Origin of the sequence: Pseudomonas sp. GXZC (assembly GCF_026967615.1) — a bacterium.
Classification (GTDB): domain Bacteria; phylum Pseudomonadota; class Gammaproteobacteria; order Pseudomonadales; family Pseudomonadaceae; genus Aquipseudomonas; species Aquipseudomonas azotoformans_A.
Map to the genome: position 1 here is coordinate 2257929 of NZ_CP114115.1, position 15961 is coordinate 2273889.

Sequence of the window (15961 nt, forward strand, 5' to 3'; positions counted from 1 at the left end):
CGACCTCCGATGGCCAGGGCTCGTTGATCTTATGAGCGTGCGTAACGGATGTATCCGTATCCTGGGCTTGAGCCTTTTGAGCCCACTGGTATTCGCCGCCGACGTACCGGGCAGCCAGGACCTGCCCACCGTGGCCCGTCAGGTCGATTCGCAAATCGTCGACTACCGTCCCGCCGAAGAAAAAGAACGCATCTACCCCATGGGCGCGATCCGCAAGATCAGCGGCCAGTTGCGTTATGAAGGCCAGGCCACCGCCCGTGGCCAAACCACCGCCATCACCTATGAACTGCCCGCCGAGCACAGCTCCAGCGCCGCGTTCAAAGCGACGCGTGAAGCCTTGCAGGAGAAGGGCGCGCAGTTGTTGTTCTGGTGCCAGGCGCGCGATTGCGGTGAAAGCAGCCTGTGGGCCAATGAAGTGTTCGGCAACGCCAAGTTGGTCGGCGCCGACGGGCAGCAGGAATACCTGCTGCTGCGCCTCGCGGCTCCCCAGGAAAACTCCCTGGTGGCGCTGTACGGCATCACCCGTGGCAACCGCCGCGCTTACCTGCACGTAGAACAGTTGGACGCCAACGCGCCGCTGGCCGACCTGCTGCCCACCTCAGCGACCCTGCTGCGGGAATTGAAAAGCACCGGCGAGCTGGATTTCCCGGCATTGGGCGGCGACCCGGACGACACCTGGCTGACCCTGATTTCCCGTGGGCTGAACCTGGATGCCACGTTGCGCGTCAGCTTGACCGGCCCAACCGCCGAAGCCTGGCGCCAGGCGTTGGTCGACAAGGGCGTGCGCGCTGCACGCATGGAAACCGGCACAGGTGACGCCAAGGGCCTGCACCTGCATCTGATACGCTAGGCGTAACAGGGCGAACGGACCCGTGCCGTTCGCCTAAGCTGTCTTCCTACAGTCTTCCTTTCGAGAAACTACATGCTCAATAACGATCGCCTACTGGTGCAAATCCTGCTGCTGGTGCTGTTCGGTGCCAGCTTCTGGGTGATGGCGCCGTTCTGGTCGGCGCTGTTCTGGGGCGCGGTGCTGGCGTTTGCCAGTTGGCCGGTGATGCGCCTGCTGACCCGTTGGCTGGGCGGCCGGGAATCCCTGGCAGCGGGCATTCTGACGCTAGGCTGGATGTTGCTGGTGGCAGTGCCGCTGGTGTGGCTGGGCTTCAACCTGGCGGATCATGTGCGTGATGCCGTGGGCTTGATCAAGGATATTCAGGTCGACGGTTTGCCCGAGGCGCCGACGTGGCTGGGTTCGATCCCGTTCGTGGGCGAACGGCTGGTGGCGATGTGGGACAGTATCGACCAACAGGGCGCAGCCTTGATGGTCAGCATCAAGCCCTATCTGGGGCAGGTCGGTAATTGGTTGCTGGCACGCAGCGCGCAGATCGGCGGCGGCATCCTTGAGCTGACGTTGAGCCTGGTGTTCGTGTTCTTCTTCTACCGGGATGGGCCGCGCCTGGCGGTCTTCGTACACCGCCTGCTGGAACGCTTGATCGGCGATCGCGCCGGCTATTACATCGAACTGGTGGCCGGCACCGTGCAACGGGTGGTCAACGGCGTGATCGGCACCGCCGCTGCCCAAGCGCTGTTGGCGTTGATCGGCTTCTGGATCGCCGGCGTACCGGGTGCATTGGTGCTGGGTATCGTCACCTTCCTGCTCAGCCTGATCCCCATGGGCCCGCCGCTGGTGTGGATCCCGGCCACGGCCTGGCTGGCGTGGAAGGGTGATTACACCTACGCGGTGTTCCTCGGCGTGTGGGGCACCTTCATCATCAGCGGCGTGGACAACGTGCTCAAGCCCTACCTGATCAGCCGTGGCGGCAACCTGCCGCTGGTGATCGTGTTGCTCGGCGTGTTCGGCGGTTTGATTGCGTTTGGGTTCATCGGCCTGTTTATCGGCCCGACCCTGCTGGCGGTGGCCTACAGCCTGCTGATGGATTGGAGCGCGACCCAGGCCCAAGGCCGTCGGGAAGACAAACCGCTTTAAGCCCTGGGCAACCACATCACGGCGGTCAAGCCACCGCCGGGGGTTTCCTCCAGGTGCAGCCGACCGCCGAGGCGTTCGGCGGCTTCCTTGGAAATCGTCATGCCCAGGCCGACCCCGCCGGAGTTGCGATTGCGTGAGCCTTCCAGCCGATAGAACGGCTCGAACACCGCCTCGCGCTTGTCGGCGGCAATGCCAGGGCCGTGATCGATCACGCGGATCACCAAGGCCTCGCGGCTGTCTGCCAGCTCAATGCGTGCCGTACCGGCATAGCGCAGGGCATTGTCGATCAGGTTGTTGAGGCACGAACGCAAGGCCATCGGCTGCACCTGCAGCGGCGCGCAGGTGCCGGCGAATTGTACGTCGGAGCCTTGGTCCTGGGCGTTTTCGCTCATGGACTCGACCAGCGCCTGCACGTCGAGCCAGTGCCGGGTTTCGCTGGTGCGCTGTTCATGCAGGTAGCTCAGGGTGGCGTCGAGCATGCCGATCATATCGTCCAGGTCCTGGCGCATCTGGCCTTGCAGCTTAGTGTCTTCGATCTGTTCCAGGCGCAGCTTGAGGCGCGAGAGCGGGGTGCGCAGGTCATGGGAGACCGCGCCGAGCATGCGCGCGCGTTGGCTGACCTGTTCTCGGATGCGCCGTTGCATCAGGTTGAAGGTCGACGCGGCTTGCTGTGCTTCACGCGGTCCCGACTCGTCGAGGGGCGGGCTGTCGAGGTCCAGGCTCAGGCGTTCGGCGGCTTCGCTCAGGCGCTGGATCGGCCGGCTCAGCAGCTTGGCGCCGTACCAGGCGGCGATGATTAACGAGATGAACTGGAACGTCAGCGGCACCACCGGGCCGCCAAACCACGGACGTTTGTGCTTGGGCAAGAGCTTCATCGTGCCGTCGGGCTGTTCGACAAAGGTTTCCTGGGGCGGCGGTGGGGGCGGGCCGTAATAGCGAAACCAGGAGATTGCCAGCACGTGGGCCAGCACAATCGCCACCAGCAACACGCCAAACAGTCGACCGAACAGCGTGTTGAAGGCGTTGCGCATCAACCGATATCCCGCGCATCAAACAGGTAGCCTTCGCCGCGCACGGTCTTGATCAGTTGCGGGGCCTTGGGATCGTCCCCGAGTTTTTGCCGCAGGCGCGACACCAGCAAGTCGATGCTGCGATCAAAGGCTTCAATGGAGCGGCCACGGGCGGCATCCAGCAATTGTTCGCGGCTCAACACCCGGCGCGGACGCTCGATGAACACCCACAGCAGGCGGAATTCCGCGTTGGACAGCGGCACCACCAGGCCATCGTCGGCCACCAGTTGGCGCAACACGCTGTTGAGGCGCCAGGTGTCGAAGCGGATGTTGGCGCGCTGTTCGGTGCGGTCATCGCGTACACGGCGCAGGATGGTCTGGATCCGCGCTACCAGCTCACGCGGCTCGAACGGCTTGGACATATAGTCGTCAGCGCCCAGCTCCAGCCCGATGATGCGGTCCGTCGGCTCGCAGCGGGCGGTGAGCATCAGGATCGGAATGTCCGACTCCGCGCGCAGCCAGCGGCACAGCGACAGGCCGTCTTCACCGGGCAACATCAGGTCGAGTACTACCACATCGAAGGTTTCAGCCTGCATGGCCTGGCGCATGGCGGTGCCGTCGGTGACGCCGGTGGCCAGGATGCCGAAGCGGGCGAGGTAGTCGATCAGCAGTTCGCGGATCGGCACATCGTCGTCAACGATCAGCGCGCGGGTGTTCCAGCGCTTGTCATCGGCGATCACCGCGCCTTTTTGCTCGTCGTTCAAAGAGACGGAAGGGGTCTGCATAATGCAATCATCTGCCTGGTCGTTGCGGTCAGCATAGGCGTCCAGCCCCATGGCTGGAAGTGCTGGTCGGTGGGTCGTGCGAGCGAGGCTAGCGGTGGGGCGTGTTGGGGGCATGTCGTGAATGTATCAGCTTTGAAATAATTACCTGAAAATGCCCGCCCGATGGCGCTTGGTCAGTATTTACCGATCATCGGATCCCGCAACGGCGCCGCTTGCGCTACAATCCGCGCCGATTTCGACTTGCCTGAGAGCCCATTCCAATGTCCGTCTGCCAGACTCCTATCATCGTCGCCCTGGATTACCCCACTCGTGACGCCGCACTGAAGCTGGCTGACCAGTTGGACCCGAAGCTTTGCCGGGTCAAGGTCGGCAAGGAATTGTTCACCAGTTGCGCGGCGGAAATCGTCGGCACCTTGCGTGATAAAGGCTTCGAGGTGTTCCTCGACCTGAAATTCCACGATATCCCCAACACCACCGCCATGGCGGTCAAGGCCGCTGCCGAAATGGGCGTGTGGATGGTCAACGTGCATTGCTCCGGTGGCCTGCGCATGATGAGTGCTTGCCGTGAGGTGCTGGAACAGCGCAGCGGTCCCAAGCCTTTGTTGATCGGCGTGACCGTGCTTACCAGCATGGAACGTGAAGACTTGGCCGGCATCGGCCTGGACATCGAGCCCCAGGAGCAGGTGCTGCGCCTGGCTGCCCTGGCGCAGAAAGCCGGTCTCGATGGCCTGGTGTGTTCGGCGCTGGAAGCCCAGGCACTGAAGACGGCACACCCGTCGCTGCAACTGGTGACGCCGGGGATTCGTCCGGCGGGCAGCGCACAGGATGATCAGCGCCGTATCCTGACGCCGCGTCAGGCGCTGGATGCGGGTTCTGATTACCTGGTGATCGGGCGGCCGATCAGTCAGGCGGCGGATCCGGCCAAGGCGTTGGCGGCAGTGGTTGCCGAGATCGCCTGATCGATCACAGAGCAAAATGTGGGAGCTGGCTTGCCTGCGATAGCATCACCTCGGTATTACTGAAAGACCGAGTTGTCAGCATCGCAGGCAAGCCAGCTCCCACATTGAATAGTGCTTACAGGGCGATCCACAGTGTGTCAGTTGACCTTGAGCACCAGCTTCCCAAAGTTCTCGCCATTGAACAGCTTCATCAGCGTCTCCGGGAACGTCTCCAGCCCCTCCACAATATCTTCCTTGCTCTTGAGCTTGCCCTGGGCCATCCAGCCTGCCATTTCCTGGCCCGCAGCGGCAAAGCCTGCGGCGTGATCCATGACTACAAAGCCCTCCATGCGCGCGCGATTGACCAGCAGTGACAAGTAGTTGGCCGGGCCTTTCACGGCTTCCTTGTTGTTATATTGGCTGATGGCGCCGCAGATGACCACGCGGGCTTTCAGTGCCAGGCGGCTGAGGACGGCGTCGAGAATATCGCCGCCGACGTTATCGAAATACACGTCGACGCCTTTGGGGCACTCGCGCTTGAGGGCAGCGGGCACGTCTTCGCTTTTGTAGTCGATGGCGGCGTCGAAGCCCAATTCGTCCACCAGGAACTTGCACTTGTCGGCGCCGCCGGCAATGCCCACCACGCGACAACCCTTGAGCTTGGCGATCTGCCCGGCAATGCTGCCCACGGCACCGGCTGCACCGGAGATCACCACGGTTTCGCCGGCCTTGGGCGCACCAGTGTCCAGCAGCGCAAAGTAGGCGGTCATGCCGGTCATGCCCAGGGCGGACAGGTAGCGCGGCAACGGCGCGAGTTTCGGATCGACCTTGTAGAAACCACGCGGTTCGCCCAGGAAATAATCCTGCACGCCCAGGGCGCCATTGACGTAGTCGCCGACGGCGAACTTCGGGTTGTTCGACGCAATTACTTTGCCCACACCCAGCGCGCGCATGACTTCGCCGATGCCGACCGGCGGAATGTAGGACTTGCCTTCGTTCATCCAGCCGCGCATGGCCGGGTCGAGGGACAGGTATTCGTTATGCACCAGCACCTGGCCATCCTGGGGCGTGCCCACCGGCACTTCCTGGTAAGTGAAGGTGTCCCGGGTGGCCGCGCCGACCGGGCGCTTGGCGAGCAGGAATTGGCGGTTGGTCTGGGCGGTCATGGCAGCGACTCTTCTGGAAATGAACCTGAAGTGATAGACCTTGAACGCGCCGGGGGCAAGGTTCACCGAGGGCGCGAATGGCGGTCGATAGGCGTTGCTGATAGTCGCCCTGTACCTGTTATCACTGTGATCCATGCAGCGCCAACCGGCGGTTTGATAGTGCTGACGCGTGCGACGCGGCGTTGGCTAGACTCGACCCACGGCTATTTTCTTCCACAGGACATCTTCTATGAGCATGACGTTTTCCGGCCAGGTCGCCCTGGTGACTGGCGCCGCTGCCGGTATTGGCCGCGCCACCGCGCTGGCGTTCGCCGCCGAAGGCTTAAAGGTCGTGGTTGCCGACCTGGACGTGGCGGGCGGCGAGGGCACTGTCGCCCTGATCCACCAGGCCGGTGGCGAAGCGTTGTTTGTGCGCTGCAACGTTACGCTGGAGGCGGATGTGCAGCAATTGATGGCCCAGACCATTGCCGCCTACGGTCGTCTGGACTACGCCTTCAATAACGCCGGGATCGAGATCGAAAAGGGTAAGCTGGCCGACGGCAGCCTGGATGAGTTCGATGCGATCATGGGCGTCAACGTCAAGGGCGTGTGGTTGTGCATGAAGCACCAGTTGCCGCTGTTGCTGGCCCAGGGCGGCGGCGCCATTGTTAACACCGCCTCGGTCGCGGGCCTGGGAGCGGCGCCGAGGATGAGCATTTATGCAGCCTCCAAACATGCGGTGATCGGCCTGACCAAATCGGCGGCCATCGAGTATGCGAAGAAGAAAATCCGCGTCAACGCAGTCTGCCCAGCGGTGATCGATACCGATATGTTCCGGCGCGCCTATGAAGCCGACCCACGCAAGGCTGAATTTGCCGCCGCCATGCACCCGGTCGGGCGCATCGGCAAGGTTGAGGAAATCGCCAGTGCGGTGCTTTATCTGTGCAGCGACGGCGCGGCCTTTACCACGGGTCAAGCCTTGGCGGTGGACGGTGGTGCGACCGCTATCTAGGACCTCACGCCGCCCTTCATTCGAAAAGGTTTGGGGGGCTGTGGGGCGTTTCCATAGCTGGCACCGTGCCTTGTGAGAATGTGTATCAGCAGGTAAATAACTCAATAAAATCAATACTTTAATAAAGTTTGGCGAGCTGCCGAAATGCGCTTCTGTGCTTAACTGTTCTGGGTTGAATAACAGACAGTTGAAGTGAGTGGCGCATGGATTTAGGGATCGATCGACAAGCCCTTGTACCGGTGGTGCAGCAAATCATCAGCGCAGTGGCGCAATGGATTCGCACAAGTGGGGTGAGCCCTGGCACACGCTTACCGTCCATTCGACAGGTGGCCCTCGATAACCTGCTCAGCCAATCCAGCGTGATCGAGGCGTTCCAGCGGATGGTCGCCCAGGGGCTGCTGGTTTCCAAGCCGGGCTCGGGTTTCAGCGTGGCTCAGCCACCGGCCTTGCATGAGGGCCAGTGGTACGAAGGCGCCGAGCGGGAATGGGGTGGCTTTGTCGATAATCCACTGGGAGAGCTGAAGCTGGGCTGCGGCTGGTTGCCCGATGCCTGGCGTGAAAGCGATGACATCAGTTATGCGATTCGTGAAGTCACCCGTACCGACACCGCCGGCCTGTTCAACTACAGCACGCCACTGGGGTTGCCGGCGCTGCGCGAGCAACTGCTCAAGCGGCTGAGCCGAATCCACATTGCGGCCCACCAGGACCGTATCCTCATCACAGCGGGCGCGAGCCATGCCCAGGACCTGCTGATACGTACGTTGCTCAAGGCCGGCGACTGCGTGGTTGTCGAAACACCCGGGTACGGCAATCTCTATCGGCAATTAGGCTTCCACGGCGTGCAATTGCTGCAAGTGCCGCGAACCCCTGGTGGCCCTGACATTCCGGCGCTGGAAGCGCTGCTGCAGCAGCATCGGCCCAAGTGCCTGTTCATCAACAGCCTGTATCACAATCCCACCGGCTCCAGCCTGAGTCGTACCGTGGGCGAGCGTTTGCTGGCGCTGGCGCAGCGCGACAACTTCCTGATCATCGAAGAGGATGTCCTCGGCGACCTGCAGCACCCCAGTTGTACGCGCCTTTCGGCGTTACCCCATGATGATCGGGTGATCTACGTCGCCAGCTTTTCCAAGACCTTGAGCAGTGCCTTGCGCGTGGGTTACCTGAGTGCCAGCGCCACGATCATCACGCAGTTGGCCAGCCTCAAGACCCTGACCGGTTTCGGCACCTCACGCTTTGCCGAAGCGGTGGTGGCCACGCTGCTGGCGAATGGCACTTATCGCAAATGGGTACAGCGCTTGCGCAAGCGGTTGAATACGCAAATGACGGCTACGCTGCAGGTGCTGGAGGACGAGGAGTGGGAGGTGTTCACCGCGCCTGCCGGCGGCATGTTCGTGTGGGCGCGACCAGGGGCACGGGATTCATCGCGGTTACAGGTATGTGCCCGGCGGCTCGGGGTTTTGTTGTCGCCGGGAGCGCTGTTCAGCCCAACCAGCGAGCCTAGTGAGTGGTTACGCATCAATGTGGCCTATGCCGATGATCAACGGGCCTTGGCGTTGTTCCGCGCCATGGGGCCCGCCAGATCGACCTCGACCATTCTGAAAACGACGAGCGTGTAGCTTTTTGCCATTATTGTGGCGCCAACGACTTGTGTTCAGTGCCTTGTGGTTGCGAATCTCGCCTATGTAAACCGGGCTCGATGGCAACCGCCATTGCAAGAGGATTCAAGTGCAATGATTTCGGCCGTGCAACGACAATTCGCCAACCTCGGTATGGCAAAAAAGCTGGGCTTGGGTTTCACCCTGGTATTGCTGTTGACGGCCTTGGTCGCGGCGATCGGGGTGTGGTCCCTGCAAACCGTTGGCCAGCGTTTCGAAGGCCTCAAGGCCATGTCGTCGCTTAACAGCGGCTTGCTCAAGGTGCGCCTGATCGAGCAGGACTACGCGTTGCACGCCGACCCCAAAGCCGTCGATACCCTGCATGAAAGCGTTGATGCCTTGGCGGCGCTTGCGGCCAGTCTCAAGGCCCAGTCGGCGGCCAACGTGCCGGTCATGACCGATGTCGAACAGGCCTTGGTGGCCTACCGCAAGGCGTTCGATGAGTTTGTCGAATTGACCCAGACCAAAGACCTGGCGTTGGAAATGGCCAGTTGGTCGGTGTCCAGCGTGGCCAACAACCTTGACGTGTTGCAGGCCGGGCTGGCGGATGACGGCGCTTATGGCTTGAAGGAAAGCCAGGGCAAGGAAGGCGCTGAGTTTATCGAACAGGCGGGGCAGGTCAGCCAGGTGTCGCGCCTGATGCTGCAAGCCATGAATGAAGCCCATGTACGCCTGAACCAGAGCCGAAAAGTCGATGAGGACAACGGTGAGCAGGGCAAAATCGAGCAAGCCGACCAGGCCCTCGCCCAGGTCGAGCAACTGAAAACCGCAGTCAAGGATTCCGGCTACCAGACCGTGCTCAACGAAGTGGCCGGGCATATCGCCGCGTTCAGTGAAAAGCTCGGCGAGTACACCGGGCTACTGGCGCAGGAAAAGGTGGTCTACAAGCAGCTGCATGATCGGGCGGGTGAGGTCGTCAGTCGGGTCAACCAGGCCTACGACGCCGAAGACCAGTCGATGCAGGCGCAGTTGAAGAAAAGCGCGATGTTGATCATCGGCTCTTCGGCTTTGGCGTTGTTGGTGGGGTTGATTGCGGCGTGGGTGATCACCCGTTTGATCGTCGCGCCGCTGCGCAGTGTGATTGCCGTGGCCCAGCAGATTGCCGCCGGCGATTTGAGTGGGCGCATGGAGGTCAGCCGTCGTGATGAAATCGGCCAGTTGATGCAGGCGATGCAACGGATGGGTAATGGGCTTAGCCAGATGGTCAGCGGCCTGCAAGCCGGTATCGAGCAACTGGCCAGTTCGGCGCATTCATTGTCCAGCGTCACCGAGCAGACCAACGTCGAGGTCAGCAGCCAGAAAGAAGAAACCGAACAGGTTGCCACGGCGATGAACCAGATGACCGCCACCGTGCACGATGTGGCGCGCAACGCCGAAGAGGCCGCGCAAGCCGCACAGACCGCCGATGACAAAGTCGACAGCGGCCAGCAGGTGGTGCGCCAGAGTTTGCAGCGCATTGAATTGCTGGCCGCTTCCAGCACCTCTGCCAGCGCCAGCATTGAGAGCTTGAGCGCGGAAATTCAGCACATCGGCAGCGTGTTGAGTGTGATCAAGAGCGTGGCCGAACAGACCAACCTGCTGGCCCTCAACGCCGCCATCGAAGCTGCCCGCGCTGGCGAGCAGGGCCGTGGTTTTGCGGTGGTCGCTGACGAAGTCCGGGCCCTGGCCAAGCGTACCCAGCAATCTACCGAGGAGATCGAGCGACTGGTCAGCACCTTGCGCAGCGCGGCCCAGTCCTCGGTGCAGCAGATCCAGCAAAGCGGGGAGTTGGTGAAGCTGGCAGTGAGCGATGCGCTGGAAACCGAAAGTGCCTTGGGCAGCATCGCAGTGGCGGTGTCGTTGATCCAGCAGATGAACCAGCAGATTGCCGCGGCGGCTGAGGAGCAAAGCTCGGTGGCTGAAGAGATCAACCGCAGCGTCACCAGTATTCGTGCCAGTGCCGATCAGTCGGCGCTGAGCATGCAGGGCAACGCCGCGTCGAGTATTCAACTGGCGCAGTTGGGCGCGGAACTCAAGGGCATGGTGGGGCACTTCCGCCTGTGATCGCCGCGTGAGTGCGACGACCACAGGGGAGGGCGGGTCAGGCGTTGTTGGCGAGGAAGGTCAGCAGGGCTTCGTTGACGAAGTCCGGGTTTTCCCTGGCGCTGATATGGCCGGCTTCCGGAATCAGGATCAGGCTGCAACCGATCAGGCCCGCCATTTCCTCGGACTCGGCGGGAGGGCGCGGTTTGTCCTGCTCGCCACACATCACCAAGGTGGTGTCGGCGTCCAGGCGCGGCAGTTGCTCCAGCACGTCTTCGCGACTGAAGATCAGCCGACCCAGGGGCACGATGCTCTGTAACAGGCGCTCCTTGGAGTAACTCTGCAATTGCCGGCGGAAATCCTGGTACAGCGCTGATTCGCGGTCGATACCCGGACGGAAGAAGATCGGCGCGACCACATCCAGCAGCGGCTCGGGGATGGCACCGGCGTCTTCGATCATCTTGAACAGCGAAAAGTAGTACTGGCGCGTGGCCTCGGGCTCGGCGCCCAGGTAGGTGTCCATCAGCACCAGGCTGTTGATTCGCTCGGGGGCCAGCAGCGCCAGGCGTGCGCCCCACATACCGCCGACCGAGAGCCCCACCAGGTTGATCTGCGGGATGTCCAACTGGTCGAGCAGGGCCAGGGCCTGGCGCGCGAGGTCGTCCAGGGAATGGGTTTGCGCGGGCAACGCACCGGATTCACCATGACCCCACAGCTCCGGCACGATGACACGGTATTGTTGCGACAGCGCTTCGATCTGCGGCGCCCACATATCGGCGTCCCACAGGTAGCTTGAACCCAGCAGGACGACCGGGCCGGTGCCTTGGTCAATGTAGTGCAGCGGTTGTCCATCAATGACGGCGACAGGCATAGCGGGCCTCTGACTTCACGGAGTAAGGGGCACTTTTTTACGCTAGTCGGGGGCGGGGGGATAGATGCAAAGTGATGGCATCTTGTGAAGCGGTAGGTTGTTTGTACAGACCTGGTCTTGATGGTCGTGAGTTGGCTTGCTGTGGTGAGCGGGCTTGCCCCGCGCTGGGCTGCGTAGCAGCCCCAATAAGATCACCGCATTTTTCCAGACAAAATGCGGTGCCTGGTTTTGGGGCCGCTACGCAGCCCAGCGCGGGGCAAGCCCGCTCACCACACAAGCCCGCTCACCACAGGCTCGCCAGCGACCGTCCAATCAATCGTAGATGACTTTCTTCTTCCACTCGGCGTCGGTGTCCACCACTTTGAGGCCTTCGGTCAGTTCGTTGACCTCGTCTTCGGCCGGCTTGCTGTTGGTCAGCACCGTGGAGTTGGCACGGGCCAGTTGGGCTTCCAGCTGTTGCAGTTGTGCGCTGTAGATCACCGGTTCCGGCTGTTTGCGCAGGTACTGCACGCCGCGCTCGAACGCCAGGCGTGCCTGGCCCGGCTGGCCTTGTTGCAGGGCGTGCTGGCCGAGGTTGTTGAAGAACTCGATATGCAGCAACACCAGGATATGGCGGATTTCACGGATCCAGTGCTTGGCCTCGTTGGCCGGCAGGAAACCGTCCTGGGCGGCGCGGGTGACCTGGCCGTGCAGGGCTTCGAGCAGGAAGCGCACGTCCTTGGCCTTGGCTTCGGTCTGGATCGGCGCGGGCGGGTTGTTCACCGGGATCGATTCGCCCTGGGCCACCAGCGTATTCAGCTCGGTGATGCGGGCCTTCAGCGGTGCGCTGCCTTTGTTGAGGTTCAACAGGCGCTGGTTGACGTTGAGTTCCAGGCGGGTCATCAACAGTTTGAGCGCCGGGGTCATCAACTGGCCGGGGAAGGTCTCGGTGATTTCACCGCAGCGACGCAGGCGATCATTAAGCTCGATCTCGGTGCGCTTCTTTTCCAGCTTGTTGTTTTCCACCACGTGGTTCATGTAGCCAATGGCGATCAGTATTACGATCCCGGCTATTACCAGCAGGGTGATCATGAGTGGTGTCACCGGTGTGACCTCTTTATAGGGTTTACAGTGGAGTGTAGTGACTGGGCCATCCGGCGGATAGGACTGATCGACCAGTTGCCCAGGTAGTTTGCTTCTATATAGATAGGCGCTCCCTGCATGGATGCACATTGCCATCATTTGCCGGAGCGAACTATAGCGCCTTGTCGGGCGCCAGAATATAGGCGTCAAAGCCCGGACGCGCACAATTCGCCCGCAGGCCCTGAAAGCAGGTCGAAGTCATTGATTTTAATAAATTTATCCTTGGGGGTTGACGACCTTTCAATCCATCCATAGAATGCGCGCCACTTAACGCGTAAAGCACACAGCGAAACGCGGTTAGGTAGTGAATGTTGTACGTGTGTCCCCTTCGTCTAGTGGCCTAGGACACCGCCCTTTCACGGCGGTAACAGGGGTTCGAGTCCCCTAGGGGACGCCATTTGCGGGAATAGCTCAGTTGGTAGAGCACGACCTTGCCAAGGTCGGGGTCGCGAGTTCGAGTCTCGTTTCCCGCTCCAAGTTTAAGCAGTGTGGCTCTCGGGCGGCACTGAGTGAAACCAGGGCATGATCTTCGGATCTAACCTCTGGACACTGAAATACACACCATGTGTTTCAGTTGTGTGTCCCCTTCGTCTAGTGGCCTAGGACACCGCCCTTTCACGGCGGTAACAGGGGTTCGAGTCCCCTAGGGGACGCCATTTGCGGGAATAGCTCAGTTGGTAGAGCACGACCTTGCCAAGGTCGGGGTCGCGAGTTCGAGTCTCGTTTCCCGCTCCAATTTAAGCAGTGTGGCCTTCGGGCGGCACTGAGTGAAACCAGGGCATGATCTTCGGATCTAACCTCTGGGCACTGAAATACATACACTGTGTTTCAGTAGCGTGTCCCCTTCGTCTAGTGGCCTAGGACACCGCCCTTTCACGGCGGTAACAGGGGTTCGAGTCCCCTAGGGGACGCCATTTGCGGGAATAGCTCAGTTGGTAGAGCACGACCTTGCCAAGGTCGGGGTCGCGAGTTCGAGTCTCGTTTCCCGCTCCATATTCAACAAAAACGCCGATCAGCAATGATCGGCGTTTTTGTTTGTGCGTGATTTGTGAGAGGACGCTGGCGTTCAATGCGCAGGCGTCGTTTCCTGCCCAGGCATGAAAAACCGTGCAAACAACTCGGACTGAGACTTGATGCTCAGCTTGTTGTAAAGGTTGCGACGATGAACTTTGATGGTCTCTGTGGACAGGTTCAGCTTGCCGGCGATCTCTTTGTTGGAAAAACCGCTCAACAGCAACCGCAGCACATCTTTTTCGCGCGCAGTGATTTGTGCGCCAAGTTGCATGATCGCCTCAGACCATGGCGGCGGCTCGGCCTGGCTTTTTTCCGCATCATTCTCAAAGCACATGCGTTGATGCATCAATGCCATCACCCACGGTTTGATCATGTCCAGCGTGGTGATCTGCTGCGGGCTGTAACGCACGTTGCTGCCAAATGAAATGCACAGCGTTCGGTCGGCGTCGAGCTGCACGTTGTACTGCACCTCGTCCACGCTGACGTACTGGGCGAAGTACTGGTGGTAATACTCGGTGGTCAGGAAATGCTCCGGCGCGATGTCGGACAGATGGAAAAAACCACTCTGCGGGTTTTCCCGGTTGGCGATGTAAAAGGGGTCCAGCAGGTACAGCCCTTTTACATAGCGCTGGGTCAGGGCGTCCACTTCGTCCGCATCGGCGACTTCGGTCAGGCTGATGACCCGCACCTGTTGGTCGCTGAAGATCAGCACAACCCAATTGTCGATCTGGACATATTCCTTTAGCACGCGAACCAGCGAGCTCCAGAACGCCGGGCGGTTCAGCTGCATGATCAGCGTTCCGGCGGACCGATGCCACGCCAGGTTGTGAAGGTCGAGCGACATTTACTACCCCTTTAGGGTTAGGCATTCATGGGGCTGGGCTAAGTACTTCTGGGTATTTACTAATCGGACGTGCCGCGTATATTCACCCACCAGTGGATGCAGGCCATGATGGCCTGTCGTTTTGACAAGGATAGCGAGATGAGTCAACCCTATTTGCGCGCCATTTTTATGGCTGCGCTGGTCTCTGCGTGTGCCAGTGCGCCGGTCTCGGCGGCCGAGCCACGGGTCAACCTGTATAACTGGTTCGGGCTGATCGCGCCGGAAACCCCCAAGGAATTTGAGCAGAAAACCGGTACCCGGATGCACCTGGATGCCTTCGACAGTGCCGAGATCATGCAGAGCAAGGTCATGGCCGGGCGCACCGGGTATGACGTTGTCGTCGCCACCTCGAATGTCTTGCCCAGCCTGATCCAGGCCGGTGTGCTGGCACCGCTGGACCGCTCCCAACTGAGTAATTTCTCGCACATCGATCCGGAAATGCTGGCGCTGCTGTCCGCCAACGATCCGGGTAACCGCTATGCCGTGCCGTATTTGTGGGGCACCACCGGCATTGGTTACGACGTGGATAAGGTCAAGGCCGCCCTGGGTGACGATGCCCCGGTGGACAGTTGGGACCTGATCTTCAAGGAAGAGAACATCAGCAAGCTCAAGTCGTGTGGCGTGGCGATGCTCGACTCGCCGAGCGAAATCATCTCGATTGCCTTGCATTACCTCGGCCTGCCAAGCAACAGCCAGAACCCTGAGGATTACCAGAAAGCCCAGGCGCTGCTGCTGAAGATCCGCCCTTACGTCCTCTACTTCGACTCTTCCAGGACCGACGCTGACTTTGCCGACGGCAATATTTGTGTGGTGGTCGGCTGGGCAAGTGGGGCGCTGACGGCGCAGGCCATCAATGAGAAAAACAACACCGGCCGCAAGATTGCCTACAGCCTGCCGCGTGAGGGCGGGTTGGTGTGGTCGGAAAACTTTGTGCTGCTCAAGGATGCGCCGCATGCCAAGCAGGGTCTGGCGTTCATCAACTACATGCTCGACCCGCAAGTGATCGCCAAGAGTTCCAACCACACGCTGTACCCCAACGCCAACAAGGACGCCACCGTGTTGGTCGAGCAGAAGTTGCGCGACAACCCCTGGATTTATCCGTCCAAAGAGACGATCGCCACCTTGGTTCCCCTGGAGCCGCTGCCCTTGAAATTGGAGCGAATCCGCACGCGGGTGTGGACCAAGGTGAAGAGCGGCACCTGATCGGGTGAATGAATAGGCGGGTCGGGCTGCTGCAGACGTGCCAGTGAAGGAGAACAATCATGGGCCAAGCCGAATATCAGCGCGACGTGAAGTCGGACGATGACAAGGCGTACAAGGACATCGAGGAACAGATCGGCCACTGTACGCCCGAACAAGCCTGGGCCATGTATTACGTCTCGACGGGCATGGTGCGTGAGTACATTACGCGGGCGGTGATGGAGCATATCGGCCGGGGCAACCGGGCGCTGCTGCTGGAGTTCCCGGAGCTTGCCCGGACCGAGGAGCGATCACGCTTCCTGCTGCCGCTCTAACCGAAT

General features: G+C 60.9%; 14 protein-coding genes, 6 tRNA genes and 1 pseudogene. 15 read left to right on the forward strand and 6 right to left on the reverse strand.

The genetic code is table 11. The features are described from left to right. Positions 1–31 precede the first annotated feature (31 nt). Positions 32–850: a DUF4892 domain-containing protein gene (locus OZ428_RS10810; RefSeq protein ID WP_177113620.1), complete on the forward strand. Its 819-nt coding sequence runs from the start codon at positions 32–34 to the stop codon at positions 848–850. A 72-nt stretch (positions 851–922) separates the two neighbouring features. Further along, the gene (locus OZ428_RS10815; RefSeq protein WP_033897653.1) at positions 923–1984 is read left to right on the forward strand and encodes an AI-2E family transporter; all 1062 of its coding nucleotides are present in this window, start codon (positions 923–925) and stop codon (positions 1982–1984) included. On the opposite strand, the gene OZ428_RS10820 is transcribed toward OZ428_RS10815, so the two are convergent. Together OZ428_RS10820 and OZ428_RS10825 are read right to left on the reverse strand one after the other, a co-directional pair. Further along, positions 1981–3015, reverse strand: a complete 1035-nt coding sequence (locus tag OZ428_RS10820) for a sensor histidine kinase (RefSeq protein WP_269133349.1) — start codon at positions 3013–3015, stop codon at positions 1981–1983. The genes OZ428_RS10815 and OZ428_RS10820 overlap by 4 nt on opposite strands. Beyond that, complete coding sequence (locus OZ428_RS10825; protein WP_033897703.1) at positions 3015–3779, reverse strand: response regulator; 765 nt, start codon at positions 3777–3779, stop codon at positions 3015–3017. Before OZ428_RS10825 ends, OZ428_RS10820 begins: the two co-directional genes overlap by 1 nt. A gap of 260 nt (positions 3780–4039) precedes the next feature. Here OZ428_RS10825 and pyrF point away from each other — a divergent pair, with 260 nt between their 5' ends. Beyond that, a complete protein-coding gene (pyrF, locus tag OZ428_RS10830) occupies positions 4040–4738 on the forward strand; it encodes an orotidine-5'-phosphate decarboxylase (protein WP_010211681.1) in 699 nt (232 codons plus the stop codon). Positions 4739–4875: 137 nt separating this feature from the next. Here the strand turns inward: pyrF and OZ428_RS10835 are convergent, their stop codons facing one another. After that, positions 4876–5883 carry an NADP-dependent oxidoreductase gene (locus OZ428_RS10835; RefSeq protein ID WP_269133350.1) on the reverse strand — a complete coding sequence of 336 codons (1008 nt, stop codon included), beginning with the start codon at positions 5881–5883 and terminating at the stop codon, positions 4876–4878. Positions 5884–6112: 229 nt separating this feature from the next. Between OZ428_RS10835 and OZ428_RS10840 the strand changes: the two genes are divergently transcribed. The 4 genes and pseudogenes from OZ428_RS10840 (at position 6113) to OZ428_RS34635 (ending at position 10572) form a co-directional block, all read left to right on the forward strand. Next, on the forward strand, positions 6113–6874 hold the full coding sequence (locus OZ428_RS10840) for an SDR family oxidoreductase (protein ID WP_269133351.1): 762 nt from the start codon (positions 6113–6115) through the stop codon (positions 6872–6874). A gap of 203 nt (positions 6875–7077) precedes the next feature. Continuing rightward, on the forward strand, positions 7078–8490 hold the full coding sequence (locus OZ428_RS10845) for an aminotransferase-like domain-containing protein (protein WP_269133352.1): 1413 nt from the start codon (positions 7078–7080) through the stop codon (positions 8488–8490). Positions 8491–9513: 1023 nt separating this feature from the next. Next, positions 9514–9714 (forward strand): annotated as a pseudogene (locus OZ428_RS34630) (HAMP domain-containing protein); the annotation flags it as partial. Positions 9715–9729: 15 nt separating this feature from the next. Further along, a complete protein-coding gene (locus tag OZ428_RS34635) occupies positions 9730–10572 on the forward strand; it encodes a methyl-accepting chemotaxis protein (protein WP_370590780.1) in 843 nt (280 codons plus the stop codon). A gap of 37 nt (positions 10573–10609) precedes the next feature. On the opposite strand, the gene OZ428_RS10855 is transcribed toward OZ428_RS34635, so the two are convergent. Both OZ428_RS10855 and OZ428_RS10860 read right to left on the reverse strand, forming a co-directional pair. Next, on the reverse strand, positions 10610–11422 hold the full coding sequence (locus OZ428_RS10855; protein ID WP_033897659.1) for an alpha/beta fold hydrolase: 813 nt from the start codon (positions 11420–11422) through the stop codon (positions 10610–10612). Positions 11423–11734: 312 nt separating this feature from the next. Continuing rightward, positions 11735–12505, reverse strand: coding sequence for a hypothetical protein (locus OZ428_RS10860; RefSeq protein WP_269133354.1), 771 nt, complete (start codon positions 12503–12505; stop codon positions 11735–11737). A 360-nt stretch (positions 12506–12865) separates the two neighbouring features. Here OZ428_RS10860 and OZ428_RS10865 point away from each other — a divergent pair. The 6 genes from OZ428_RS10865 (at position 12866) to OZ428_RS10890 (ending at position 13537) form a co-directional block, all read left to right on the forward strand. Beyond that, positions 12866–12941 (forward strand) — tRNA-Glu (locus tag OZ428_RS10865). Between the two features lie 3 nt (positions 12942–12944). Further along, a tRNA-Gly gene (locus OZ428_RS10870) sits at positions 12945–13020 on the forward strand. A gap of 104 nt (positions 13021–13124) precedes the next feature. Continuing rightward, positions 13125–13200, forward strand: a tRNA-Glu gene (locus tag OZ428_RS10875). 3 nt (positions 13201–13203) lie between these two features. Then, positions 13204–13279 (forward strand) — tRNA-Gly (locus tag OZ428_RS10880). A gap of 103 nt (positions 13280–13382) precedes the next feature. Then, positions 13383–13458, forward strand: a tRNA-Glu gene (locus tag OZ428_RS10885). Between the two features lie 3 nt (positions 13459–13461). Further along, positions 13462–13537: transfer RNA gene (locus OZ428_RS10890), tRNA-Gly, on the forward strand. 73 nt (positions 13538–13610) lie between these two features. Here OZ428_RS10890 and OZ428_RS10895 read toward each other — a convergent pair. After that, positions 13611–14402, reverse strand: coding sequence for a response regulator transcription factor (locus OZ428_RS10895; RefSeq protein ID WP_269133355.1), 792 nt, complete (start codon positions 14400–14402; stop codon positions 13611–13613). A 138-nt stretch (positions 14403–14540) separates the two neighbouring features. On the opposite strand from OZ428_RS10895, the gene OZ428_RS10900 reads away from it, so the two are divergent. Next, positions 14541–15644 carry a polyamine ABC transporter substrate-binding protein gene (locus OZ428_RS10900; RefSeq protein WP_269133356.1) on the forward strand — a complete coding sequence of 368 codons (1104 nt, stop codon included), beginning with the start codon at positions 14541–14543 and terminating at the stop codon, positions 15642–15644. Positions 15645–15703: 59 nt separating this feature from the next. Further along, positions 15704–15955 carry a hypothetical protein gene (locus OZ428_RS10905; RefSeq protein ID WP_016979527.1) on the forward strand — a complete coding sequence of 84 codons (252 nt, stop codon included), beginning with the start codon at positions 15704–15706 and terminating at the stop codon, positions 15953–15955. Positions 15956–15961: the final 6 nt, after the last annotated feature.

Coding starts and splice junctions, on each gene's coding strand:
- OZ428_RS10815 (WP_033897653.1), top strand. CDS start 923: ATGCTCAATAACGATCGCCTACTGGTGCAAATCCTGCTGCTGGTGCTG.
- OZ428_RS10845 (WP_269133352.1), top strand. CDS start 7,078: ATGGATTTAGGGATCGATCGACAAGCCCTTGTACCGGTGGTGCAGCAA.
- OZ428_RS10840 (WP_269133351.1), top strand. CDS start 6,113: ATGAGCATGACGTTTTCCGGCCAGGTCGCCCTGGTGACTGGCGCCGCT.
- OZ428_RS10855 (WP_033897659.1), bottom strand. CDS start 11,422: ATGCCTGTCGCCGTCATTGATGGACAACCGCTGCACTACATTGACCAA.
- OZ428_RS34635 (WP_370590780.1), top strand. CDS start 9,730: ATGGTCAGCGGCCTGCAAGCCGGTATCGAGCAACTGGCCAGTTCGGCG.
- OZ428_RS10900 (WP_269133356.1), top strand. CDS start 14,541: ATGAGTCAACCCTATTTGCGCGCCATTTTTATGGCTGCGCTGGTCTCT.
- pyrF (WP_010211681.1), top strand. CDS start 4,040: ATGTCCGTCTGCCAGACTCCTATCATCGTCGCCCTGGATTACCCCACT.
- OZ428_RS10825 (WP_033897703.1), bottom strand. CDS start 3,779: ATGCAGACCCCTTCCGTCTCTTTGAACGACGAGCAAAAAGGCGCGGTG.
- OZ428_RS10835 (WP_269133350.1), bottom strand. CDS start 5,883: ATGACCGCCCAGACCAACCGCCAATTCCTGCTCGCCAAGCGCCCGGTC.
- OZ428_RS10905 (WP_016979527.1), top strand. CDS start 15,704: ATGGGCCAAGCCGAATATCAGCGCGACGTGAAGTCGGACGATGACAAG.
- OZ428_RS10895 (WP_269133355.1), bottom strand. CDS start 14,402: ATGTCGCTCGACCTTCACAACCTGGCGTGGCATCGGTCCGCCGGAACG.
- OZ428_RS10810 (WP_177113620.1), top strand. CDS start 32: ATGAGCGTGCGTAACGGATGTATCCGTATCCTGGGCTTGAGCCTTTTG.
- OZ428_RS10820 (WP_269133349.1), bottom strand. CDS start 3,015: ATGCGCAACGCCTTCAACACGCTGTTCGGTCGACTGTTTGGCGTGTTG.